Origin of the sequence: Paraburkholderia caffeinilytica, from assembly GCF_051027425.1 — a bacterium.
GTDB classification, from domain to species: Bacteria; Pseudomonadota; Gammaproteobacteria; order Burkholderiales; family Burkholderiaceae; genus Paraburkholderia; species Paraburkholderia caffeinilytica_A.
This window is the reverse complement of sequence record NZ_CP186553.1, coordinates 363,252-388,885: the sequence shown is the minus strand read 5'-3', so window position 1 is coordinate 388,885 and position 25,634 is coordinate 363,252. Positions and strand designations below refer to the sequence as shown.

The 25,634-nt window shown below is 53.5% G+C and carries 17 protein-coding genes and 1 pseudogene; 7 read left to right on the top strand and 11 right to left on the bottom strand.

What is annotated here, in order from left to right; all coding sequences use genetic code 11:
- Positions 1 to 26: 26 nt before the first annotated feature.
- Entirely contained in the window at positions 27 to 374 is a 348-nt protein-coding gene (tnpB, locus tag ACOSV0_RS22310) for an IS66 family insertion sequence element accessory protein TnpB (protein WP_027196540.1), read from the top strand.
- A 51-nt stretch (positions 375 to 425) separates the two neighbouring features.
- The gene (gene tnpC, locus ACOSV0_RS22305; RefSeq protein WP_434113404.1) at positions 426 to 2,024 is read left to right on the top strand and encodes an IS66 family transposase; all 1,599 of its coding nucleotides are present in this window, start codon (positions 426 to 428) and stop codon (positions 2,022 to 2,024) included.
- Between the two features lie 164 nt (positions 2,025 to 2,188).
- On the opposite strand, the gene ACOSV0_RS22300 is transcribed toward tnpC, so the two are convergent.
- From ACOSV0_RS22300 to ACOSV0_RS22285, 4 genes and pseudogenes are all read right to left on the bottom strand, one after another.
- Positions 2,189 to 2,674, bottom strand: a complete 486-nt coding sequence (locus ACOSV0_RS22300) for a hypothetical protein (RefSeq protein ID WP_434113643.1) — start codon at positions 2,672 to 2,674, stop codon at positions 2,189 to 2,191.
- Between the two features lie 284 nt (positions 2,675 to 2,958).
- On the bottom strand, positions 2,959 to 3,621 hold the full coding sequence (locus ACOSV0_RS22295) for a response regulator (RefSeq protein ID WP_434113641.1): 663 nt from the start codon (positions 3,619 to 3,621) through the stop codon (positions 2,959 to 2,961).
- A 1,200-nt stretch (positions 3,622 to 4,821) separates the two neighbouring features.
- A pseudogene (locus tag ACOSV0_RS22290) lies at positions 4,822 to 4,944 on the bottom strand (IS5/IS1182 family transposase); the annotation flags it as partial.
- 257 nt (positions 4,945 to 5,201) lie between these two features.
- The gene (locus tag ACOSV0_RS22285) at positions 5,202 to 6,272 is read right to left on the bottom strand and encodes a DUF3667 domain-containing protein (RefSeq protein ID WP_434113638.1); all 1,071 of its coding nucleotides are present in this window, start codon (positions 6,270 to 6,272) and stop codon (positions 5,202 to 5,204) included.
- A 315-nt stretch (positions 6,273 to 6,587) separates the two neighbouring features.
- On the opposite strand from ACOSV0_RS22285, the gene ACOSV0_RS22280 reads away from it, so the two are divergent.
- Positions 6,588 to 6,878, top strand: a complete 291-nt coding sequence (locus ACOSV0_RS22280) for a transposase (protein ID WP_434113635.1) — start codon at positions 6,588 to 6,590, stop codon at positions 6,876 to 6,878.
- Positions 6,879 to 7,312: 434 nt separating this feature from the next.
- On the opposite strand, the gene ACOSV0_RS22275 is transcribed toward ACOSV0_RS22280, so the two are convergent.
- From ACOSV0_RS22275 to ACOSV0_RS22255, 5 genes are all read right to left on the bottom strand, one after another.
- The gene (locus ACOSV0_RS22275; RefSeq protein ID WP_434113633.1) at positions 7,313 to 8,914 is read right to left on the bottom strand and encodes a DUF642 domain-containing protein; all 1,602 of its coding nucleotides are present in this window, start codon (positions 8,912 to 8,914) and stop codon (positions 7,313 to 7,315) included.
- Positions 8,915 to 9,315: 401 nt separating this feature from the next.
- Entirely contained in the window at positions 9,316 to 10,350 is a 1,035-nt protein-coding gene (locus tag ACOSV0_RS22270) for a hypothetical protein (RefSeq protein ID WP_434113631.1), read from the bottom strand.
- A 1,116-nt stretch (positions 10,351 to 11,466) separates the two neighbouring features.
- Positions 11,467 to 13,551, bottom strand: coding sequence for a hypothetical protein (locus ACOSV0_RS22265; RefSeq protein ID WP_434113628.1), 2,085 nt, complete (start codon positions 13,549 to 13,551; stop codon positions 11,467 to 11,469).
- Between the two features lie 421 nt (positions 13,552 to 13,972).
- A complete protein-coding gene (locus ACOSV0_RS22260) occupies positions 13,973 to 15,874 on the bottom strand; it encodes an RCC1 domain-containing protein (protein ID WP_434113626.1) in 1,902 nt (633 codons plus the stop codon).
- 199 nt (positions 15,875 to 16,073) lie between these two features.
- On the bottom strand, positions 16,074 to 18,707 hold the full coding sequence (locus ACOSV0_RS22255) for an autotransporter outer membrane beta-barrel domain-containing protein (protein WP_434113624.1): 2,634 nt from the start codon (positions 18,705 to 18,707) through the stop codon (positions 16,074 to 16,076).
- Between the two features lie 833 nt (positions 18,708 to 19,540).
- On the opposite strand from ACOSV0_RS22255, the gene ACOSV0_RS22250 reads away from it, so the two are divergent.
- From ACOSV0_RS22250 to ACOSV0_RS22240, 3 genes are all read left to right on the top strand, one after another.
- Positions 19,541 to 20,032 (top strand): hypothetical protein, encoded by a 492-nt coding sequence (locus ACOSV0_RS22250; protein ID WP_434113621.1) that lies wholly within the window; start codon positions 19,541 to 19,543, stop codon positions 20,030 to 20,032.
- 121 nt (positions 20,033 to 20,153) lie between these two features.
- A complete protein-coding gene (locus tag ACOSV0_RS22245; RefSeq protein WP_434116063.1) occupies positions 20,154 to 20,573 on the top strand; it encodes a Mu transposase domain-containing protein in 420 nt (139 codons plus the stop codon).
- Between the two features lie 305 nt (positions 20,574 to 20,878).
- Positions 20,879 to 21,337: an ATP-binding protein gene (locus tag ACOSV0_RS22240; RefSeq protein WP_434113619.1), complete on the top strand. Its 459-nt coding sequence runs from the start codon at positions 20,879 to 20,881 to the stop codon at positions 21,335 to 21,337.
- A gap of 250 nt (positions 21,338 to 21,587) precedes the next feature.
- On the opposite strand, the gene ACOSV0_RS22235 is transcribed toward ACOSV0_RS22240, so the two are convergent.
- Both ACOSV0_RS22235 and ACOSV0_RS22230 read right to left on the bottom strand, forming a co-directional pair.
- A complete protein-coding gene (locus ACOSV0_RS22235) occupies positions 21,588 to 21,755 on the bottom strand; it encodes a hypothetical protein (RefSeq protein ID WP_434113616.1) in 168 nt (55 codons plus the stop codon).
- 1,338 nt (positions 21,756 to 23,093) lie between these two features.
- A complete protein-coding gene (locus tag ACOSV0_RS22230; protein WP_434113614.1) occupies positions 23,094 to 23,642 on the bottom strand; it encodes a hypothetical protein in 549 nt (182 codons plus the stop codon).
- Positions 23,643 to 24,206: 564 nt separating this feature from the next.
- On the opposite strand from ACOSV0_RS22230, the gene ACOSV0_RS22225 reads away from it, so the two are divergent.
- On the top strand, positions 24,207 to 25,121 hold the full coding sequence (locus ACOSV0_RS22225; RefSeq protein WP_434113611.1) for a mechanosensitive ion channel family protein: 915 nt from the start codon (positions 24,207 to 24,209) through the stop codon (positions 25,119 to 25,121).
- The last annotated feature ends 513 nt before the right edge of the window (positions 25,122 to 25,634 follow it).

Sequence of the window (25,634 nt, the reverse complement as noted above, 5' to 3'; positions counted from 1 at the left end):
CTAGGTGAGCCGCTTACCCTGAGCCGATGATTGGTCCGCTCGCAAACACACGCATCTGGGTTGCCGCCGGATTTACGGATATGCGATGTGGCTTCGACGGCCTGGCCGCGAAGGTGCAGACCGTGCTGGCGAAGGATCCATTCTCTGGTCACATCTTCGTGTTCAGGGGCAAACGTGGCGACCTCATCAAGTGCCTGTACTGGCGCGACGGTGGTCTGTGCCTGTTCGCCAAACGCCTGGAGCGTGGGCGCTTTGCGTGGCCTCGTGCTGACGGTGGTGTTGTTTCGCTGACCAGCGCTCAACTCGGCCTCCTACTGGAAGGATTCGACTGGCGACAGCCTGTCGATGCAGCGCGCCCCTGCAGCGCTTTGTAAACGTATGTGACAACGCAGGCGTAGCGCAATGCACACGCGTAAACTCCCTGCATGGCATCCAGCGACGCTACGTTTCCAGACGATATCGAGGCCTTGAAGGCTCTCCTGCTCGCGCGTGAGACTGCGTTACGTGAGCGCGAAGGCGAGCTTACGGATCTGCGCGACACTGTAACGACGCTCCAGAAGACACTCTCCGACCGGGCACTCGAGATCGAGCACCTGAAGCTGTGGATCGCGAAACTCCAGCGCATGCAGTTCGGGCGCAAGTCGGAGAAGATTGATCGCCAGATCGAGCAACTGGAATTGCGTCTCGAAGATCTGCAGGCCGACGATGGGGCGGCGACGGTCGACGCACCAGCAAGGCCCCGCTCTGAGGCCGGCAAGTCGACGGGGCGCAAGCCACTGCCGGAACATCTGCATCGTGAGGAGGTTGTACATCAGCCCGAGGACACGTGCTGTCCGCAATGCGGCGGCGAACTTGGCGACCTCGGCGAGGACGTTTCCGAGCAACTCGAGTATGTGCCGGGGAATTGGCGAGTGATTCGTCACCGCCGACTCAAGAAGGCCTGTACCTGTTGCGACTGCATCGTGCAGGCGGCTGCGCCCAATCGGCCAATCGATCGCGGCATGCCCGGTCCCGGGTTGCTCGCGCATGTTCTGGTCGCCAAATTCTGTGACCACCTTCCCTTATACCGACAGTCAGTGATCTATGCGCGCGACGGCGTGGAACTCAGCCGTTCGACACTCGCGGACTGGGTCGGCCAGAGCAGTGCGTTGCTCCGGCCACTCGTAGAGGTCGTTCGCCGGTATGTGATGGCCGCCTCGAAGATTCACGCGGATGACACGCCGGTACCTGTGCTCGAACCCGGCAATGGCAAGACCCGTACCGCACGGCTCTGGACGTACGTTCGGGATGACCGGCCGGCTGGCTCGAAGGACGCGCCAGCGGTTTGGTTCGCATACAGTCCCACACGGGCTGGTGAATATCCACAGACCCACCTGAAGGACTTCAGGGGAACGTTGCAGGCCGATGCGTTCGCGGGGTACAACGCGATCTACGAAGGTGATGATGTGCGCGAGGCTGCATGCATGGCGCACGCGCGTCGCAAATTCCACGATCTGTTCGTCGCACGCAGGAACGAGGTTAACACTGAAGCGTTGCGCCGGATCGGCGAGCTGTACGCAATTGAGGCCGCGATTCGCGGCAAGCCACCGGACGAACGAAGACGTGTCAGGCAGGAGCAGGCGCGTCCGCTGCTCGATGCCTTCGAGATCTGGCTGCGCTCGACATTGGGTACGGTGTCGCAGAAAGGCGATACCGCCAAAGCCATCAACTACGCGCTGAATCAGTGGGCAGCGCTCACGCTGTACGTCGATGACGGCGCCGTGGAAATCGATAACAACGCAGCCGAACGCGCTTTACGTGCCGTCGCTCTCGGCAGAAAAAACTTCCTGCACTTCGGTTCCGACAGTGGCGGCGAACGCGGCGCCGCTATCTACACCCTGGTTGGTACCGCCAAACTGAATGGCCTTGATCCCGAGGCCTACCTGCGCCACGTCATCGCTCGCATCGCCGAGCATCCCGTCAATCGCGTCGACGAGCTGTTGCCATGGGTCGTCGCCGATCAGCTTCACCACGACGTCGCCTGAACTCAACGCGCTGCGTTCAACTGTTCGATATCAACATGCTGTCAAGAACGGTAGTGGTCGGACGGTTACTGCCCTTGACCCAACTACGAAATTTTTCGTCAAACGACCTTCGATGATGCCATGTGAAACCTGCCTCGCTCAGTCCATGAAACCATCGTCTTTGTTTACGGCTTTGCCAGTTCGGCCAGGCAGGCTTTTTTAACGCCCTGCAACGAGGGGACACGGACCTTGCTCAAGGCTGCCCGGGCGTCCTTGATGTAGGCGGGAATGTCTTTCACTGTATCTTCGATGAAGGGCGCAGAGCAGACGCGACTAACCCCTAGCACCGGCCCATTATTCGGATCGATGGCCAACAGAACAGCCTTGGCATTTTTAGGGAGGGCGTAGGCCAGTCCAATTCCGAGCTCCTCCGAATATCCAGCGTCCGTCCCTTCTGCCAGCTTTGGTACGAGCGCAACCCATGCAGCGCTCCCTGCCTCGATATAGGCAAGAACGCTGTCCCACTCTGACTCTAACATTTTGTGCACTGTCGCCTTTGCGCCTTCATTGTCAAGTTGTCTGGCTAAAGCGGCAGGGTTTAACGATGTGCTTGCATTTGCCATCGAGCAAGCCAAGGCGAGTACAAGGGCGAACCTGGCTGCACGTTTCATTGAATTACCTCCAACCGATGATCGCCGCGCACCCGTGTGCGATGACGAATTTGAACACCGATACCGTTGCTGGCATCTTCGCCGTCAACAAAATCCACTACGGCACTGATCCAACGCTTACCATGTACCCAGTTCACTCACGTTTTCTCAACATACCCAGCCGATGCACAGCCTCCGATACGCTCACACCATCGGTCATCGCCAGCGTCACTGCACTTTCACGAAATCCCTTATTCCTTCATTTTACGGAATGTTGGCATCCACTTTTTGCAACTCACCTCAGCTCATTCAATTCGCCCGATCCTGTAGCCCACGCCGCGCACATTGCGAATTGCCTCTGCACCCAGCTTGCGGCGTAGGTTACAGACGTGCACCTGGATTGTGTTACTCTCAATTTCCTCGTTCCAGCCATACAGGCGCTCCTCGAACTGTTCGCGCGTGACGACCACGCCTGGATCACGCATCAGTTCTTCGAGTAGCGCGAACTCCCGCGCCGTGAGGGCGATTTCCCTGCGACGCAGCCAGCACCGATGCTTGGCTGGATCCAGTCGCAATGCGCCAGCGGCAAGCGGGATCCAAGCGCGACCTGCCTGTCGCCGATTCATGGCACGAATCCGCGCCAGCAGCTCCATGAACGCGAACGGCTTGACAAGATAATCGTCAGCGCCGCCGTCGAGTCCGGCAACGCAGTCCGAAACACCGTCTCGCGCCGAGATGATGATCACGGGCGTTGCATCATTGCGTTGCCGCAATCCGGCAAGCAGCGCCATCCCGTCCTGGTTTGGCAAGACTGGATCCAGCACGACCAGTCCGTAAGGCGTGGTGCGCAATGCGAGTGCAGCAGCGTTGCAGTCCTGCACCCAGTCAACGGCAAACCCTTCCCGGCGCAAGTCGAGTCGTAGCCCATTACCACTCAACGGATTATCCTCAACCAGCAGTATTCGCATTCCGCCACATCCTTTTCCCCCGCTTCTCCAACAAGAAGCGACAAGCGTGCCCGCGTTTTTACGTTCTTCATTACACGACATAAGTCACCCCATTTGCGCAAGGTGACAGTGCCCTCTTTATTCCGATTATCTCTCCCGCCACGATCACAGCAAGATAGATCCTGTGTGGCGGGCAAGCACGGAATTTCCACCATTCAACAAAATAGCGCGTACCGCGCGACCGCCCTGCGCGCAAGCCGATGCTCATGCCCGTCATCGTCACTCCATTGATCCCGCGAGTCGCACCTGCAAAAGCACCCGATTGGCTCGCGTGTTACACGAATTTGCGTCGAGCCATGCGCCCAAAACCGCTGCCTGCACATCTGTTCCAAGCGATCCTTGCGCCAACATGTCCGCAAGTGCATGAACACACACACAGAATTTGTCAGTCACCGTTTGCGATAGCCTCAACTGTCGCCTGATCATGTGGTACACATTGCCGCTGCATCCACCGTAAGCACGCCTAGTAATCTGCAGTTGCCGGTCGGGTGGCATTATCCGTTCGTTCAGGTGGCGGTCAAGTCATCTAGGCTGACGCTCCTGAAAATATCGCCAGTGCTCCGGACCAGTAATTGAACGACTTGAAAAGCAACGTAAAATTACCCGCCCCTAGCTCAATTCGCACAAAGAAGCAGCCCCTAGTTCCCGTGTCGTCGCCCCATATATGGCCGTCGTCGCATTCACGGACAAGTACTAGCGAGTGGCAAGTGCATCGGACAGTCCGGCCTCGGGATCCATGCTTTCTCCCTCAGAAGCTCGGAAAAGGAATACTTCCGCGTGCCGGGAAAATCTCAAGGCACGCGCGACGCATCCTGCTTCTGAGCCACATTATTCCGTCAAGGGTGTGCGGCCGTAGGCAATCCTGCGTGAATGATAACGGCCGCGACAAGAAGCGCTGCAACAATAATTGCCAGTCTCAAGATGACACTTGAAGTGCTCGGAAGCGGATCCAGTTTTCCGTGGCTGGTATGGCGGTCCAAGTCCCTCTTCTTCAAGCCGATAATGAGTATTCCGGCCAGTACGAGACTCGTGGTGACCACCGCAAGACGCCCTACTAACAACATTCCCATATCACCCTTTGAGATTGATTTGTGACCACACCTCCAGACATTCCTTCACACTTGAATAAGGAATCGGTCCTGCACGCGAACTCACATCGCCCCAGAGAACTACTTCGACAAACCAGCGATTGTCGGCCACCGTTCTTCTTGGGTCGCCTTCCTTACCCAGCAAGACAGACTCGATCCGCGCCCATACCTCATTGCTCAGTAATGTTCGAACCATCTTGACCTGTTCGTGCAAAAGACAAGATGCAAACACATTTCATCGAATGCAAACAGACCCTAGGGGTCACGGACGTGATACTACGGCCCTCGCGCTCAAGAGACCCTGCCATAAGGCGACGCTCACGGCCCGCCGCCATGTTCGGGCATTTTTCACCGGACACTCATTGCTCGTCATCCAGACAATGAGGAAATCTGACCAAGCAGATTGGTCACTTCCGACACGCAATATTAAAAAACAGCCCGTTGTGAGGCTTCTCACCGAATGATGCCAACCACAATGGATGCACAGAAAGTGAAGCCAAGCAGACACATGTAACCACAGCCAACCAATAGATACTTAAAGATCGTCAAGCGCCAACTCTGAGAATAGATCCGCTTCTGCATTATCAACAAATAGATCACCACCCATGCAGCCATGCTCCACTCAATCCAGGATAGCATTTCGCTCAGCCCCTGCGACTCAGCCCAAACCTTGCATATGGCCACTATCATTTCCACACATAGCACGAAAAACAGGAAAGCGTGACTATGCAGCGCGATGATCACATGCTCCACGTAGAACCAACGACGCGTGGGTACATAAACCAGCTTCAACAGCAAAGCAAAGACTGGGATCATCAGGAACATAGCCAGTGGCAGCGCGCCAAACAGGCCGGCATGAAAGCGCCTCATGGCATCTTCGCCCTCGACACCTCCGCGCTGGATAGCCACTAGATTATCCTTCAGATTAGTCAACCCCCGACTAAGATGCATACTGACGAGGCTAGGTAGCCAGTTAATATTCGCCACCCAAGGAAGAAGCCATTGACCGACATGAGTCCCCTCTACGTCAGCGCCGCCTCCGCTAGCGGACTCCGCGCGTTTGACAGACAAAGCTGCCGCCGCCCCTGCTCCGCTGATCACGGCAATGCGCGCTGCGGCAAGATCACGAAGATCCCTTTCAAGGACGCCCAGATCTTGGTCAGCCACATGAAGGCCGGGTTTGTGCAACTCGGCCAGATGCCGGTCTAGCACTTGCTGCACCTCGGCGGGTGTTCGCAGGTCGTCAAAGGAGAGCTTGGCAAGAGACTGTGTATGAATATGCGTCGAAAACCACCCCCCGATTTGCTGCCTGCCGAGCACGTCAAGGCCGATATGGGCCAGAAAAAAAGCGAAAAGGCTCAATATAAACACCAAGCGGAATGGCGCTATATAGGGCTGGCGACGACCGGCAAGGTATTCACGTGTCAGCAAACCAGGCTTGATCAACAGCAAGGATATGGTGCGAAAGATGCGTTCATCCACGTGCCAGACCGTATCCAGCACATCTTCTACCATGTGCATCATGGACCGGTGTATAGACCGCGCGAGTTGACCGCATTCATGGCAAAATTTTCCAACTAGTGGCGAACCACAGTTGGCGCAATCCATTCCGTCGTGCGATACACATCCTTCCTTCATAACCCATGCTCCCGCCAAAGGAATCGGCCCCACTGTGATCAAGATGAGCCCTATTCTGTACGATGCCCCTCTCAAACTCTAAAGGAATTCCCGCGCCTGACACAATGAGAGCAGTCTCGGATAGAGGTGGCGCCGGGAATTCGGACAGGTCGGTAAGTGGAACGGTCGGGGCCTGATCTGGTCATCGAGAGAAACCTGAAGATGTCAAAAAGAAGCCGCCAATTGCATAACTCGGCAACCAAGGCAAAGATCGCGCTGGCAGCCCTGAAGGAAGACGAGACGCTGGCAGAGTTGCCGCAGCAGTACGACGTTCATCCGAACCAGATCACGAACGGGAGGAAACAGTTGCAGAAGCGTGTGGCGGAAGTGTTCGAGACTGGCAAAGCGATCTCCGGCGAGCCCCCCATAGACATCAAGGTGCTCCGCACGAAGATCGGACAACTGACGCTGGAGAACGATTTTTTAGAAGTATCCGTCAGCGGAACCCGTTAGGGTAGTTTTGCGCGGCTAAATGTCGACGATCTTTCGTAATAGAGAGTACGAAACGCGCCAGTGACCATCAGTGTCGTTGACGGCAATAGAGGCGGTCTTGGCAACGCCTGCTCCCGCAATTAGCGACCTACCTAGACACAAGATACCATCGATGCCGCACGCTGAACTGATACACGGATACGGATCCGATTTTCAAGCGATTTTTTTGCGAGCACTGATTGCCAAGTATTTTTGGGAGGGCTTTCCTTTCGTCGGGACCTGCTCCTGATCAACCTGCGAAATTTGATCAGTCATCTACCATTATTTTAATTGTCAACCATCAACCGAGAAGTCAGCATCCAGAGTTGCCGCATTTTCAATGCGGACAATTGATGCCGCCCACAAGTTCATTTTCAGAATGAAGCATCACAAACTACTTGTGGACGACATCAGCATCAGTTCCGGGGGGGAGGCGCGATAACGATCACGTTATGATCATCACTACCACTCCCACCGACCATGATAGTGGTGTGGATAGTAAATTTACCAGTACTTTTTACCCATATTACTGGCGACTGCGCACCCTTGAGACCCACCGGCACATCCGCAGACACCGGGTCAGTTGCCGCAGGCCCAAAATGAGCGCCAGCAGTGTCATTTTGTAGAGTAAACTTGACTCTTACGCCGCTGGTGATTTCAACGTTATTGATCGCAAAGACTTTTGCACGATAAACGCCCAGTTCCCCATCTCCAGTATCCCACTGCGTTACCGGACGATCAAATGATATCTTTGTCGCTACAGATGGCTCAGAAACTTCGACTTTCAGGTTGGCACCCGGTGAGCCACTGTCGCCCGGCCCATATGCTTCGATCCGGAAACTACCAGTTCGTGAAGCGACAACAATATCTGGAACGGTGACCGTGCCGCTTACATCCGTTGTGACGTCCATATCAGCGCCGCGCGTCGCGCTGAAAAAAGCGAGCGGATCAGTTTCATTTGGCGAATCGTGCAAGGGAAGCAAACTGAGCTTGACAGGCAGATACGGCGCGCGCCTTGTCTTATTCGGATCCCTGTATGCTGTTACGATCCAGCGATTCTGAATAGCCTCGTCTTTTGCAATCGTATCTGACGACGGATTGAATTCAAGGATGGCCGCGCCATACACGACAATATTTTTAGTGGTATTAACCGTGTCAGGGTAGTCAGCATCCCAAGCCTTCAACGTGTAGCTTCCCGGCTGCGTGCCCGCCCACATTACTTCCTTGGATGTCGCTATATGGGAAGAGCCGATAGTTTCCACCGGCGTAGCGCTTTCCAGTAGGTCGTTGTTCTGCCTAAAACCCGGACTCTTTCGACTACTCCACGGAGAGACGGACATGCCGACCTTGCGCTGCCCCCCTGCGTTACGAACGTGAACTTGCACTGCTCCGAACTGCATGGAGGGAGCCACATCGGGAAAATCGGTTAGAAATTCAATCACCTCACCATCAGCGGGAAGCGCAATTTTCACGTCGCATATCCATGAACCGCACTGGGCGCCCTTGATATCCTTATCAGATCCCTTGAAGGCAAGTACATACTCACCCGCTACGGTAAGCGGAAAATCAACTTTGCGCGTTGTCCACCCCGCACCTGCGAGGTCCTTGATATCTGTCCACGACGAATCTTGTCCTTTCTTAACCAAACTGACACTAAAAGTTCCATCTGCCTGGCTGCATGTTTGCCAGTGACTACGCGCGCTCTTGAACGACAATCGATACGTACCCATCTCCGTGATGGAAATGACTTGTTCAATTTGCCCGCCAGTACTTCCATTCAGACCGCACGCTCTTCCGCTATCTGGAAGCGCGAGTTTGCAATCTACAATGAACTCTTTTCCTTCAATCTCCACATTATCTTGCACCACCGACCAACCCGTTGACCATTGATCTCCTTTTTTGAGAGGGTTGAAATTTTTTTCATCAATTAAATGAGACAAACGCCAATCCGAAAAATCCCCATCTTTGACCAGAGAATCCACAAGGCCAAATTTCACCAGTTTTTCCGAAGTACTCATTTCATGCTCCGTCAAAAAAATAGAAGACCATCCACCATATCCTGTGCCACACTTCCAAATATGACGTGAGACAGCGATTTAAACTGAAAACCGCGCCCTCCCGCACTCAACCTTCAGGACCGATTGATTATTCCATATTGGATTTTTCAATGAGATCACACCCTGCAATATGCAACTTAATAAAACTTCGCACCATCAGGACTTTTATTTATTTTTTAACGCACAACAAAATAGACCGTGCCCCGCTATAATTAATGGCCCACTCTCCACATTTGGATTACCCACCACCCCATCATAACTCGCCGACAATTTTTACGTACGGGGCATTTTTTCTAACAGCAGCCATAAAAATCCCTCTCGCATGAAAAATAAAACCATGCTCAAACTACCAACCCCGTTCGTTATTTGACCGTTAATCCCATTTTTAAAATTACACTGGTCGTCCCCAATGCTATTTGAAATAGCGACGACCTAGGCGCCACTCCATTGGCACAAAAAATATAAAAGGGTTGACCAACATCAGTCGACAAAATAAAATTCTGGCCTAGCTTATTGGCATCCTGTACTTGTCCGAAGTTGAACTGAATGTCTGACAGAAAATTCACAATTTCCAGTGCACAGTAGAGGTTATTCCAACTACCTCCATCTCCAGATGTCACCGTGACAGAACACTGTTGATAACGCCCCTTCTGGATTTCGATTTCTTTTGAATTTGGTTTTACGGCGAGCGTGAAATTACCCTTCGGTGCTATCGACAAACCAGTGAAGATTTGACTGACTGCATTGCATGTCGCCTTAACGTTGATGTCGCGTAATGAGCCCGTCCCGGGTATCAATTGCACCGATAGCTGTCCGTTGTTGTCGGTCAAATTTGTGGATGAGAGAAAACTTACCGCACCAGGAGGAATCGAGTCCCACGCCACGCTCGCACCTTTGACAAGCGCATGATTTCCGTCTCTCGCTTCAACGATTAGCGATAGCGGAAAAGTCCGATCAGCTATACAGCAGGTCTGATTCTTTCCTTGCAAGATGTTCAGTTCCTTGACCCGTGTTGTCGGATCCACACTGCTGCTCGTGCTCAGATTGAAGTCGGCCCTTACGGTATCGTGATCAGGGAGTGTAGCGACAACGGTAGGTGGTGTCACGCTTATCGACGCCACGGCGCGAGCGTTCACTTCAGCGAAGCCCCCTCCCGAGGTTGTTGAATGAACCTCTGTCGTCCATACTGATGGTGACGTCGGCGAACTAATCTGTAGCGCTTGACGGGCCGCCTGTTCCACAGTGAATTTAACATCCACGCCATCCGTCGCTTTGCCATCCGCATCAAGTACTATGACGCGGAGAGGTAAAAAATTTTCGCCCACCCGAATCGACTGATTATCAGTCTTGTCGAGAGGAGACAGGGTCCATATACCATTATTCTGAAAGGGTTCCATCACACACTCCATCTTTTGATTACCAGTGAAAAGCACTAGCATCCTTCTATACAAACGCGTCCTACTGTAAGAAATTCGTGTGTTCGATTGCCCCTCCATACGACATGTGCTGGGCTGTTATGGCCTTATGAAACCAATCCGTCCACTCCCACATCTCGCCCGAGACTCAGAGAATATTCAAAGTCGGCGAGCTATGTCCTATTGGGCTTGCCAACGCGACCGATCGCTACATAGGCCTTTGGCCTTCAGCTTGTGCCATTGACTTCCTACTTTACGTGAGCCTGTCAGATCGGCCTCCCGCTCGCATAACTCACGTGATATGGCCATTCAGCTAACACCGCACAGTCTGCCCGCGCCGTTCTGTTCACCATGCGACGGCCATCACGATCATGGCTCTTCATCCCGGTCCACAGACATGCCTCTTCCGCGTGCGTTAGCGTTGCGCCGACACTACGGATCAACAACATGCACAGATACGTGGTTCTTTGGCTAATCCTTCGTTGAACTTGATCGGATATCGCAAAAACAGTGGTTACCATCAGCTAACCCGCACCGGAAATATTACTGATCACGCCCGCCCTCCGATCCGTCGTCAAGCGCGTCAATCTATGCCGGTTCTCGTACCACCTCGCAGTACTGGAGTCTGCATCCGTGCGACCCGTTGGTCAGCATCGTGCGGAGCTTCATCACCGGCTCGTACACCCAACGCAACTCATCGTTCATGTGGCACTGCCAGTCAGACACTCTCGCGGGGATATCGACAGTCTTAGCGGATCGGCCAGCTAATCCATCCTCGCCAGTTGCGGGTCTCGATAGAAGAAGCGCCGTCACACGGTTCGCAAAGTGCTCATGGACGGCAGCTCCGGCGTTCTTATCACTGTGGTACATCGAGAGAACATGAGAGCAATATCTGCGCTGACAACTTTAGAGCTCACCGCCACATCTCCACCCGGGTTGGGAAACTGCGTACTTCTCGCGCAATCATGTCACGCTCCCGCAAAAAGCCACCTTTCCACTTTCTCACGTTAGGGTACCCGCTCCGTTTCTGAAAAGTATTCTTAGAGGGCATACCCGGAAATCCGGATCTTGCCCCCTAGTCAGCTAGAATCGACAGCACTACGCCGAGCGGTTCAGAGTAATGGTCTTTTGCACATACTGCGCCTCTCCATCGTTAATGCTAACTATTAGCGACGATGTTACCGGGGCATCCCCCACCACATAGACATAAGTTGTACCCGCAACTAGCGCTGTATCACCTAAAACCACCGTCCCATTCGAATCAGTTGACAGACGAACCATACTCTTGAGGGCAACAGGATTTTTGTCCGAGTCTTTAAAAGGATTTTTGTCCTTGTCTGCAAAAAAGATCGCGTTGGAATCTGCTGACAAATGGAATGTTACAAGCTCATCAGCCACGACATCGGTCCCAGCTTTGACTGTAACTGTGATTTTCCGCATCAGCAATGATCCCTTCTTCGCCAAATCTAAGGTTGGAGCAGACACCGTCAAACTGTCAGGCCAAGGGGTAATCTTCCGTTTAAGGATTAGAGTTTTGCCACCTGCCGTTGCCGTGATATCCGCCTCTCCGGCCGTTGCACCGGCGTACAATTCGGCTGTCACGGTGCCATTTGGATCCGTTGAAGGCGATGTACTATTGGGGCCGGTAGTACTGTTAAAGTGCAGCACTCCAGGTCCCGCAGCCCCGTTAAGATTCACAGGAATTCCCGAAGCCGGCGGAGCAACAATCAGTTTTACAGCTGATGCAAATTTCTGACCAGGATGCGCCGTTTCCATCGGATCGTTACCCGTCAGACCGGTAATCGCCGGGCCGACCGTGCCATGAAAAATTTGCTGCTCCGGAATGTGGTTTTGCGCGGAAGCCAGAATATAGAAATCTCCCGTGGCGGCACCGGCAACCAGATCAGTAATATCGTACGTCCCGGTCGTGGATGTAATAATCTCTGGCGCTTTGCTTCCTCCGATCGTCGCAAGATCACCTGTTTCAACAAGACGCAGCAGGATATGCGCTTTGTCGACAGCATTCCCGCCGTTCTTTACGGTGAGTGTTATTTTGGCGAATGGTTTCCCATTCTCAGCATAGAGTGATGATGGATCACAGGTTAATGTCCACTTGTCACCACTGACTGGATTCCACCCTGCTGAACGCAAGGTCCATATGCTACCTTTTCGGGACGACACGGCACTATCCGCGACAAGGATCTGATCCACGCTCTTAAGATATGCCAGTGCCTGAGGCGCACCTTTGTCAAGCGCACTAGGAATGTCGTATTCACCCAGTACCAAACCGTTGGGCAAACATTCAACCAGTCGCCCCTTGAGGGCAGTATCGCCGCTATAGGCAATCCAGATGTGATCATTAGCATCCACCAGAATATCCGCGACATCACGCCGGGCGGTTTCAAGCGTCGCAACGATCCCCGGTTCCGGAGCACCGGTGTCAGCCTTATCAATCCGGACAATTTGTGATCCTGCGGTAATAGCCCATACTGTCTTACCATCTGACCTGCTTGCCACAGCCTTAACCGGTTCGTCTGTTGTCAGAATAGATTTGACGGTCGGCGTCGAAGCATAGTCGCAGTAACCAAGCGATCCGGGTGTCTGCGGGCTTGCAAGGTTTGATGTGCCGTACCAGATTCGTTTGTTTGCGGGCGTGGTCAATCGACTGATAGCAGGTATGTCTGCAGGAGACGTCACCGCCACCGTGCTTGTGTCAACCGAGAGGAGTTTGCCATTCTGATGATCCGCAATCCACAGCTTTTTCTGCGAATTATCGATCTTGATATCGTTGGCACCACCACCGCCAGCAGAAGAAAGATCAAGACTGCTAACTTTGTTCACAGCGGGATCGAAATAGTACAAGTTGGAATCTTGATCATTGTTCACCCAAACCCGCTTGACCACACTTGCTTCCTCCTGCAGCGCAATTGCACTACAAGCATATGTGACGGTTGTTGGCACGTCGGTCAGTGGCGCGGCGGTAGCCGTCCAACTAGTTGTGTTGTCCGGCGTAGATACATCGATTTTGTAAACCCACGGCTTGGAATCCTGTCGATTATCCACGACCCAAAGGGCCTTCTCGCCCGATTCGACCGCCATGCCATATAGCGAAGTCGAAGCGTCTCCCTTGGTATCCAGATTGAACGTTTTCTCAAGAATTGGTGTCAGTTGCACGATGCTCACGTTATTCTCCTACAATTGAAATTGGATTTCCTAGTGGACAAGTCAAGAAGTGCCACAGCGGCTTGCCTTCATACGCACAACAGGTGTACACGATTGCCCGCAAACCGTCGCGTGCGTACAAACAACCGAAATCGCCGACCGTAACACTTCAATATTGCGAGTACTGCACTTATACCCATCAAGAGATGGGTGATCGCGGATGCAGAGATCATGCAGATGAAAACCCCATACAGCGCTTCCTGCCCCTAGGCATCGAGTGACTCCGCATGACAATCCATCGCAATCAGTAAAGCAACTATCAACAGTGTCACCTTCGGGATCGAATTACCGGATTGCCACCCGATAATTTAATGACCACATTCCTCTATCTTTGCTTGCCAACCGCGTGTTTATGCCGCCGTCTAGATATCCTGATCTTGCCCTACGACACGGCCGCTTCGGCAATCGTATGGTAGTAGCCCATCGTCACGTTCACCCACTTACGACTGGAGTCAAGCACAGACGGCCCTCGTTGGTCGTGGTCATTACCACCGCGACCTAGTTGGCCGGCTGCGTCAATACCCCACGTGTAGAGCCGATTCAAGCTATCAATTGCTGCACTGCCCTTGTAGTTTGCGGCGATCCGGATAAATTTCGTCCCGGGCAACAACTTCACCGGATCCAGATAACTACCCGGGTCTTTCGAAAAATGACTATATTCGTTATTTCCCCATCCCCACAATTCGCCATCAGAGTCAATTGCCAGACAATGCTCTCGGCCCATAGCGATCTGCGCCCAGCTCACCGGTCCGTTTTGACCTTGGATCGAAATTGGGCTTGGATTGCGTAGCCACTTGTCACCACTTTCATCTTGACGAGGAATGGCTCTCTGGTGCGCAAGCCCCCACATATACAGCTCCCCCGCCTCTGAAATCGCTGCAGCCCGCTCATACGTCAACGCAACAAATTTAAAGCGAGTTTCACCCAGCCCGGTAATCAATTGAGGTGTGGCTAATCTTGTGCCTTGGTCTGCCCCGGTTCCGAGAATTGCATATTCGTTGTTACCCCACGTATAGACTTTACCGTCTGTGCCGATTGCTATCGATGCTCTGGACGCCGCGTCCTGGCTCGCACCAGCCGCAATGAACTTGAATGTAAGATTAGTACTAATCTTGCGGAAAGTCCTGAGCTCGCCGGGCGACCCGGAACCGCAAATACGCTCATCGTTAAGTCCGCATGCCCAAAGATGCCCCTTATCATCCAAGGCTAGGGAGTGCACCCGAGAGTTACTCGCCATCACAATACTATTTACATTCGTCTCGAAGGAGCAAGGTTTGATCGCATTTAGGTGTCCCGAAACGCCAGTTCCTGTTTCGCCGTAATCGTTTGCCCCCCATGCATGTAACTGTCCTTTAGAATCCAGCACAAAATGAGTAAGCCCACCGTCCGATACGGCATGCCAATTAGACTCGGATACATCAGTGATTTGGTTGAGGTACGCATTGCTCAGATTCTGGTAGGCATCCGGAGCACCACACGCATACAGCGTATGGTTGCCGGTCACGACGCCGCCATGAACGAATGTATATGTCACACTATCAGAAGAATGGGGGATACCTCCGCGCGTCACGACGTATCTCAGTTTCACCTGCGTATGAGTCTTCCACTCTGCAATTTGAGTCGCTGAGAGCGAATAGAGATCCTCACCGGTTTGCGCTGTAATCGAGATCGGTCCTACCTCGCTCCCACTATCCAGCGTCCAGAAAAGTTGTACCGTATCGTCTTGGCGCATGTCCGGTTTGTATGAAAACAGGATTTGGACATTGGTGGCCGCATCCAGATCAAACTGATGACCAGCGGCACCTTGGCCATCGACCTTGACCTCGGGAGGCGGACATTTCCACTCTCCCGTCGAATCTAGAAATCCATCAAGTTTGTATCTCTGGCTTACAGTTTTTTTCTGAGGCTCATATCCCAGATAATCTTTCGTCGTACCATCAGGATGCGTATAGATCGCAAATACCCCCGCTTCGCGCCCCTGATCGTACGCTTTCTGCAAAAGATCCACTGGCACCAGCACTTGATAAAACGCAGGCGCCGTTTGCAAGATGTCTTGCTCGCCAACAGCCACCGCATTCAAAAATGGAGATTGACCCGGTGAAGAAATACCATATGCCCAGTAAAAAGTGAGCATGCCGCCCACCTCAAATGGTTGCCCCCCTGGCACCCTGATATGCAAAACGCTTTCACCATTTTGCACGGCCAACACTTTGGTAATAGTGTCAGTCAATGGATCAAATTTATCAACTGCGGGGTTACTCCAACCCGAAAATACTGAAATCATCGAAACCTCCTTTTGCTACCTAGTTGAACAGGGTATCCCTTTTCACCCACCAACTTCCATCAGTAGGTTTTCATTTTCCTCAACTGTCTAAGCGCCGTGATTGATCTTCGTTGCCCACTTCCAGACAGAAAACATGTCTCAAGACGACCTGCCAGTCAATTTCGTGATAACCAAGTTAGCCTTCAGGCTGGCGTTTATTTCACCATTGATATCGGAGACCGGCATTCAGAAAATAGGGCTGACGCATCTTGTGCCCTTCAGCATACGAATAATCTATGTGCGTACTGAAATGCTTACCCATTTGCACATCGACACCGAGCCCAAGCTCAAGCCGTGATCCGGAAAGATCATTGTTAAACGAATGGCCATTAACAGAAACCGCATTGCCCTTGACAAATTCGTGGACCACTGCAACTCTCAGATAAGGTTGAGCGCTATCCCCCCGGGCGTTGTGAAAATCTTTCCCGAGTTGAACACCCATTGCAGCCTGCAGGGAACGGGGGCCATCATTATTGGCCGACATGCCATTGTTGAGCGAAAGATTTGAACCAGTCATATGCAACGCAGATACTTGCGCATAAGGCTGAACAAACGACTCATAGGGCATATTGAAACGCCGCCCACCCTCCAGAGACATGCCGATGCCGCTACTGCTTGTTGAACCGCGTGCCGCACCGCCATTTAGAGTTACAGCTTGCGCCTGGTCAATATATCGATTGAAATTGATCAAGCCATGCAGATAATATCCCGCATCATTCAACCAGGCAGCATAAGTGCCAATCGAATACGCATCTACTGTCCCGTTTGCGCCAGCATGATCATCAAGCGATGAACGACTATAATTAAATACTCCACCCACAAATATTTTTCCACCGAGCGCGTCAAATGCTTTGTCAGCGCCGAGCGCGACACCAGACTGATTTTGATCATAGGCATGACCAGTCGCACTACTGACATCCATTTCGCTACCGTATGGCCGAACCCAAACCCCCCCCTTATCCTGAACGAACCCTAATTCTCCGAGCCTTTCGCGCAATGTGATCGTCTGGCCATACCAGATAGTAGGCGCAACACCCAGAGTGTTGATGATCGTATCGGCGAACGGCGTTGGAGTTGATGTTTGTTGCAATACCCAACTGTTGCTCTCGGTCTTCACAAGTCGGTATTGGAATGTACCGCGGTTAACCCGCTGATCCGGGCTGTCCAGAGTAAAACCTGCCGCTCCTCCCCCTGTTTCCACGACTGTCAGCGGACGCCCCTTACCCCCAAGATCTGCCCCCGAATCATTGATATGCACCAGATATTGACCTGTTGCCACCCCCGTTACATTAAGCAGATCCCCTGCAGGATTGGCTTGAAGAAGGCTGGTGCCGAAATCAAATTGACCACCTTTACCACCCTGATCATCCAAGCTTTCGACAGTCAACGTGTGGAATGCATTTCCCTGCCCACCAAGATCCACCGTCCCACCGTTCATTGACAGATTATTGACTGTCGAATTTCCGCTCATGGTCCACTTGGCCCCGCCATCGATCGTAGCGCGCGTAACAGCCCCCATCATCCCAGTCAACGCCGCCCCCGAATGCAAGTTCACTTCAGTCATGCCCTGATTAATGACATTACCCGATAACGCACTATCCGCAATATTCAGGTGCAATGAACTGCCCGCATCCGTTATGGCGAGATTGCCATCTCCGGCATGAACAGTCGAATTATTCTGAAAAGTCACCGTATTATCTGTGTTAGCGGTGGAAATAATGGCCGCGCCAGCAGAACTACTCAACTTGGCATGATCAAATACTACCGATGCGCTGGCGTTCTGGGTCCCAAAGTTATCAAATGTAGAATCGTGCATGAAGGCAACGCCATACTGCCCGCCAGTTAACGACGAGTCGGCTATCAACCCAGTCACGCTATTGCTGTCACGCCTCGACACCACCAGAAGTGCGGCGCTACTATCTCCATCTGCCACGACATTCGCGCCCGAATCGATTGTCAGTCGGCTGACTTCCGGCAGCGCCGGCACATCAGGCGGGGTGCTAACCAAAACGACCCCAGCACTATTAACAACAGGCGAATCAAACACGTCGGACAGTCCACGCGCGCCCGTTGAATGAATTTTTCCGCCGTGGACCTCCGCAGAAGAACCCGAATCGACAAAAAGTCCCGCCGCCCCGCCGCTAATCGCAGCCCCCCCATAAATCTTCACGGTCGCGCCATTCAGTTCGCGCACCCCCACATCCCCGCCAGTCACCTGTGATCCGTTGATATCCCCCGTCACAGAAAGCCCTTGCAAATCAATTCCAACGTGATCAGCCTCAACGACCGTGCGCTGCGTTGATGTTAGCGCCCCCCCGTCTTCTACGGCCACGCCATTTTGCCCATCGCCATTCGCGTTGATGTGCACATTATCCAGAGTGACTACCCCACCTGCAATTGAGTCAATTTCGCCGTTCACCACGGCCGGGGCGCCACTCCCAAGCGTTCCGAGATTAAATTGCGCCCCTGTGCCAGACCCCACCCAATTACCGGTTGCAATTGCGCCGGAGATGAGATTTAAGGTCCCGGACAAATCGAGGGTATTAGAAGCAGAGGAATCCCCAATGGAAACACCGGAATCGACATTGAGCACGCTACCGTTCGTGACTGTAAATGAGTCCGTTGTTGAGGCGGCAATGTCATGTGAACCACCATCATTGAAAACTTGTGTGGCTGCGGGAGACCGCACGGCATAAGTCAATATTGCGACAGCAACCATAGCGGCAACCTGACGGCGCTTAGGACCATTCTTGAGTGCATAAGCGGGAGCGGTAAAATACGAGCGTTTGATCATATGGAGTCTATTTCATGAGTATTTACAATTCTGCTCATGGTGATGGGTATACGACATCAACACAATCAGAGTGGTCTTACTCCACTCTGCTCATGGTGACGTCACGAAAGGTTTTACGCTACTTGATGGTCCGGAGTGGACGCCCCACTTCACACTTCTGACACAGATCCCCATAGCGATTTAGCAACAGGTCATATTGCCTATCGCTTTCATCCACCGATGATCGGTCTCGCTACCCCGCCATCATCAGCCTTCGTCAGGTGATTTGCGCGAAGTGGCTTCGCCACTTCTCCTCCTAAATGTGGAGATGGTTCGCATCAAACTCTGAGCGGCGAAATAGCTCAGCCTATAGGATTCATCACTCACTTAACCACATCAGATGGAATGAAATATTCCCACCCTTTATTTACAAATTCAGTAGTCCTCAATCTGTATTCCCAACCAAATGATGTAACCATGATAGAAGTATCGATGGCAGATCTTCAAGATAAGAAATTCACTTACCTGATTTTGATCCCGCAGCTGGATTTTTGACTATGCACAACAAGGAACTGGGCACGCCGCCCGCGGCGTGTCACTGACCGGCGTTACATAGCCATTCCGGGATCGGCGTATAGGCCCCGATGTAGAACGCGATTCGTACTTCCCAGATGGGCACATTTCGTTCTTTCTGAACGGAATGTGCCCATGACCAACCGGAGGTTCGAATTGTTTGAGTACCGTCAAGTCCTTGCCCGCATGCTGCAAGACGATTCCGACATCGGGCATAGCGGCCTGGATGGGTCGCAAGAAGTTGGCCGCAGTTCGTCGTATGGCTGAATCCCGGGCAGCCGTTGCCTGATGATACAGTGATTGTCGGCGTGTTTGGCCGCACTCCACATTTGCCGAGCACATGCGCGTCCACGCTCGAGCCGTTTCGTGAGCAGATCCGTGACTGGCATGACGCCGGCGTTCAGGACACAACGATTCACCACGCGCTGAAACGCAACCATGGCTACACCGGCAGCTACTCGGCGGTGTGCCGTATCCTGCTGGGCCTGAGGGCCGAACGCGGCGTGCCGGCCACAACGATCCTTGAGTTTGCGCCAGCGGAGGTCGCACAGGTCGACTTCGGCGCCGGGCCGGTACTGGCACATGAATCGGGCGCACAGATCAAGACGTGGTTCTTCGTCATGACCCTCTGCTGGTCGCGGCACCAGTATGTCGAGCTCGTGCTCGACCAGACCGTCGAGACATGGCTGGCCTGCCACCGTCGCGCCTTCGAGTGGCTCGGTGGCTGCCCGGGTCGCGTCATCATCGACAACGCGAAGTGTGCAATCACCTGAGCCTGCATGTACAGCCCGGAGGTCCAGCGCTCGTACGCCGCGCTCGCTGAAGGATATGGCTTCCGGGTCTCGACCCGCAGAAGAAGGCAATCGTTGAGGCGGGCGTCAAGTATGTCAAGTAATCCTTTGTGCCACTGCGCACGTTCCGCGACCTGACCGATGCCAACCGGCAAGCAAATATCTCACACCAAAGCGAACAACGCTGTGGGGTAGCGGCCAGCATTACTACTCGATACCCTATCGATACGCGCGCGAACAGGTCGATGTACGCGCCACGATTAACACAGTCGAGATATTCCACCGCGGCCAACGCATTGCGGCCCACGGCAAGAGCACCTGCAGTCGTTTCCACACCACCATCGACACGCACATGCCACCGGAACACCAAACAGTCGTGAAGGGCCGTGATCCTCAGTTGCTGAGCGACTGGGCCGCCGATATCGGCCCACACACCGCTGCCGTTATTCAGCATCCGCAGCAGGGGTACCACCTGCCTGGGCGTGCTGCGCCAAGACAAGGACTAACGGCGCGACCGGCTTGAGGCTGCCAGCCGTCGCGCCATCGATCTGAAAGCGCCGAACTACAAGTTCATTGCCTCGACGCTGAAGAACAGTCTGGTTCGGACGCCAGAACCGGCTGCCACCCAAGCCGATCTGCCGCTCGTGCACGCTAACGCGCGCGGGCCGTCCCACTATCACTGAAAGGAAATCGTCACCATACGGCATCTCCGACCGTCGACAAACTGCATGCGCTGCGCATGTCCGGCATGGCCTCCGCCCTCACCGAACAGCAGGCCTTGGACGGCATTGACCGGCCTCGAGGAACCTCTCGGACTGCTGGTCGAACGTGAAGCCATCGAACGGGAATCGCGGCAAACTGCGCCGCGCTAGGTCGAAGTTCTCCGCTGCATCTCCTGAGGACATCGATTACCGCACCGTGCACGGGTTGGATCGGACGCTCACCGCTCGACTGCTGACCTGTGAGTTGATTCGGGAGCGCCAGAATCTGATCCTAGTCGCTCCGGCAGGGCTTGGCAAGAGCTGGCGGGGATGCACCTTTGCCGTTCAAGCCTGTCGGCAAGACCTCTCCGCCTGCCGAAGCTCAACGAAGAGCTGGCCATCGCGCACGGCAGCGGCTGCTACGCACGCTGGCTCGTGCAACTCGCCAAGACGGACCTCGTATTCCTCGACGACTCCACGCGACGCGATCTGCTCGAAGTCTTCGATGACCGGCACGGCAACCGTTCCACGCTGGCGACCAGCCAACTGTTACGGGTTCAGCTTCGTAAAATCTGTAACGCGATGAACAACTTTATGCGGAGTTGGAGTTCGTCAGTACGAACCCCGTTGCCCTCAGCGCCCAGTGGCTTTCCGTCTATGCATAATCGTGATGTCTTCGTTAGCCGTATCGGCGAAAACAGGAAAAGATTATGCTTACAAAGTGCTTCGAATCTCAACAGAGAATGGATAAGCTTTCTGGGAGTGCAGGAAGCTACCTGCTTGATGGGTTTGCGGCAAAGTTATCGCCGATGGACATTAGAGAATGCGAATACGTCCTAGATGAGGTATATAACAATCAATCCAGTGATCAGAAATACAATAGTCAGGGTTAATGCCACCATGAGCAGAATATTCAATTCGCGCAATTGACTAACGGCCTCATCGTTGGTCTGCGGGGACAGCTTCGCACGCTCTATCGCGCACAGTTGGTCGGTTGAAAGCATGTGGTTTCCGTTACTACATAGGTAGATAACCTAGTTTGTCGCAACCCACGCGCAAACACCATGAGACCTGTCTCAGCGAAAGATATTCGCGCCTATGACTGGCTGCCGATGGCGCAGGAGAGCGACAAGGTCGTTACGACGGCAAGCTATCCGGCGGTGCAGCACCACATTCATGACATAAAACCATTCGATCGATCGCAACCTATAATAACAATTACAATCAGCAACAAATCTTGCGCGCACAGCGCATTTTTGCTGCTCGCGACCACAGGGCGGTCTGTGTAAGGATTGCTGTTATCGAAACGACACCCGGAAAATATGCTGGTCGACTACAGGTGCCTCCCGATCCAGCGCCCTCTAGCGGCAGATATAAACACCTAGCGGCGGCGTTCCACGAGGCCGCATTACCGCCCAGCGTCAGACTCGTTATCCGAACGTGCCCATGCTGGCTACACTTACGAGCAGCGCCACCCACAGCCTGCATTATCGCCCGCGCGCAGCCACAAGTTGCTCATCAGTTACAGAAACAGGTTACGCCAGCCAACTATCGCACCCCTCTAAAATCGACTTCTTGGCGAGCGAAACAGATGGCTTCTGCGCCGTTTCCCCACAACTTTGGCAATGCAGACAATTAGTATCAGCATCGCCAGCCCTGCGAGTGGAACGAACCAGAACCGAACCGCCAAGGTTACGCCTGATAGCGTAATTGCAGAAGAAGATGCGTGAGCGCCAAACGTCAACATAGCCGATGATGTGGCGGGTGTCGCGAGAGCAACAGGCGGCGAAGCAACTCTTGTCTCGGAGGTAACAATACCGTTCACGGTACGCACGCTCTGCGCATTTACGGGTGTAGAGACAACTAGCCCACACAACACAAATACGCACACCATGCAAATCGCAAACGCACATATCGCTCCAGATTTCAACTCCAACTCCTCATGTCGTCGCAACAACAGCATGCGCGACGGCCCTCCAGACCAGCCAGTCGTGTGAAGTGCAGCCTTCATTCCTACGTTACCCCACAACATCGCTGTCGCAATTAAGATGGCCGCAATAACAAACATAAGCACCTGAATCTTCACTTTCCACTTACCTCCCTAATTAGGGAAAATTATTCGCCCTCGATCGCATTTTTGCCATAGGAGCATTCCCAGAGCAACACGCACGGCCAACGACTACGCGCCATGCTTTCCGCGGCAGCCCGTCTGCTGCGCATCGACCTTCGGTATGCTCGCGCATGCGGTGCAGATAGATCTGGTGAGGCAGAAGGTGCATCGAAACTCCGGCCAGATACAAGAAATGAGAATGCCAATGCTCTTGGTCCAGCCAGGCATATCTTCATTGTTTGACCGCGGCAGGACTATTTGTGCGCGTAAGTACACAGCGCAACGTCGCCGCTTTTCGCGTAATATTCGCCAGCGGCGCATCAATGGCGCTACACCCCAACCCACCCGATAAAAGTTCGTGCCGGATCGACCACGCGTGAACACTCACGGTAACATCCACAACCCGCTGAGCCCCCTCGCTTTCAAGCGTTGATCCGTCAAAATGTGCCAGACCGCCACGTGCGGGCAACTCCACAATCGCATGCCCGAGAGCAGTGCGGACAGATCGAACGCTTGCCTTTTTCACACTATAGTAGGTCGCATATGCAACAATGTGAACGCCAGCATCGTTCAGATAGGTGGCGGCCGGCCTCGATATCCGAACCTCGATATCCAATGCGGGAATTCTCACAGAGGCTGCATACGCCCCAAAGGGCTGCATAATCAGGGTCAAGGCGAATCCGTACATTCGCACCATCCGGGTCAAATCGCGACGCAAGCGGCTTGTGGAGAAAAAAAACATAGTGACCGAGCAAAACAAATGTGAAGACCTGCTGTCCATGGAACCACCTTATGGAAGCCAGTACTCAAACGACTGAAAAATGAATGAACCACCAGGAAGGACGCGTCGAGATACCGTGTAAGCATCGCTTTACAGAAGAGTAACCCACCTTTTATGAAGTGAATCCCCCGACGACCGGAGGAGAAAACACCTCAGCAACACGCGACTCCGACGCGTAGATGATCTACCTCATTCGCGAGGATAGTCACGGCATTCGCGTTCGTATATAGGAAACCTCTCTGAATCAGAAAACAGCACTACTGCCGAGATGCTCCAGAAAAACATCGCAAGGTAATGTTTGCGCCGGTAGCAATGCTGCATCACATCATGCACAAGAGCATTCTGATTGCAATGCTGCAGGAATAACCCCTAGGATACGAGCCGTTGACATATCGGAGTTAGCCAACAATAGCAAGTCCGCTGCTTCTTTTCCTCCGAAGTCGCCTTTCCGTCAAGCTCGAATACCGCGCCTGACCGTCGTAATCGGCACGCGATCTCGCTCCAGCAGATCAGATCACTGCGAATTACCAGACCAGTCATGTGCCCTTTCTCTAGGAGTTCATTGTGCCATCCGTCAACTGGGCCGACATTGCTGCTTGGCCCGCTCTTCAGACAAGCGCCGCCCGATTCGGTAGCGCGAGCCTTATCCTGTTCATTGGCTGGAAACTGTCGAGTCTGTGCGCACGCGGTGTGCGCAAGGGCGCCCTGCGCGTACACGGCGATGCGACGTTGGCCCCTGCATTAGGACATGCCACACTCTGGGGAGTGAGGATTCTAGTTGTTGTCGCTGTGCTTGGACAGATCGGCATACAAACGGCCAGCGTGCTCACCGTAATCGGTGCAGCCGGACTGGCCATTGGCCTAGCGCTCCAAGGGACACTTCAGAACATTGCCGCTGGCATTATGCTGCTATTGTTACGTCCCACGCATGTGGGTGATCTGATCGAATGTGACGGACTTTCTGGATTCGGAACCACGGAGGAAATCGGGCTGTTCTCTACACGTATCAGACGCGCGGACGGCATCTGCGTATTGATACCAAACAGCAAGTTGTGGTCGGGTTCCGTTGTCAATTACTCGCGCAATCCGCAGCGACGCATCGAATTTGTTGTAGGCATCCGGTATGGCGATAATGTCGCCGCAGCACTTGACGCACTGAGAACTATGGTCTGCTCACATCGTCGTGTCCTTCAGGATCCGGAGCCCATATCGGTTGTGACTGAATATGCAGAGAGCTCAGTCAATCTACTTGTGCGCGCATGGGTACTAACGCCAGATTATTGGCCCACAAAATGGGCACTGCTGTTGGATGTACAAACTATCCTGTCTGCTGCGAACTGCTCGATGGCATTCCCTGTACGCGATGTCCAACTCACCATCGTGCCATCCACTCATCCAGCCTCAACCACCCCCTTCAACTCCGATCTTGGAGCAACGCCCCCCGAAAAGCCGTCGCAGTCGGCGTCGACCGGACATTGAGATCGGGGACGGTTTCTGTTCGGATTGCAAAGCCTCTCAGTTGGGGCCATGGAGAGCCTAGCGAGCCCTCCATGGCGTGACATTCACAGATCCAACAGCCGGGCGACATCGCAGCCCCCTTTCGATGAACTCTGTGAAAAAGATCGCCATCAATATCGACCTACCCTATATGCTTGCCTACTATGCGCGTCGTACAAATAACACCCTACACGAACAAGCATTGGTTGAACAAGGGCACACTGACGCTTTGATTTCATAGACGGGCCGCTGGCACATTTTGAGTACAACCATACGCACAACGGCCTTGCACAGACCAAGCACCGATGCGTCCCAAATCTGCTCGCACCGACAAGCGACGACGGCCAATCGCGGCGCTTCCCACGCTGGCCAGTTATCGGTGCATGGTTACATAAGCGCGAAGAAGGCATAACAGGAATTTACATCAAGGACGCCGGCGGACTTGGCCACAAAACCGCTATGCGTGGCGTTTGAAGCTGCGGTGCTTGAAATGAC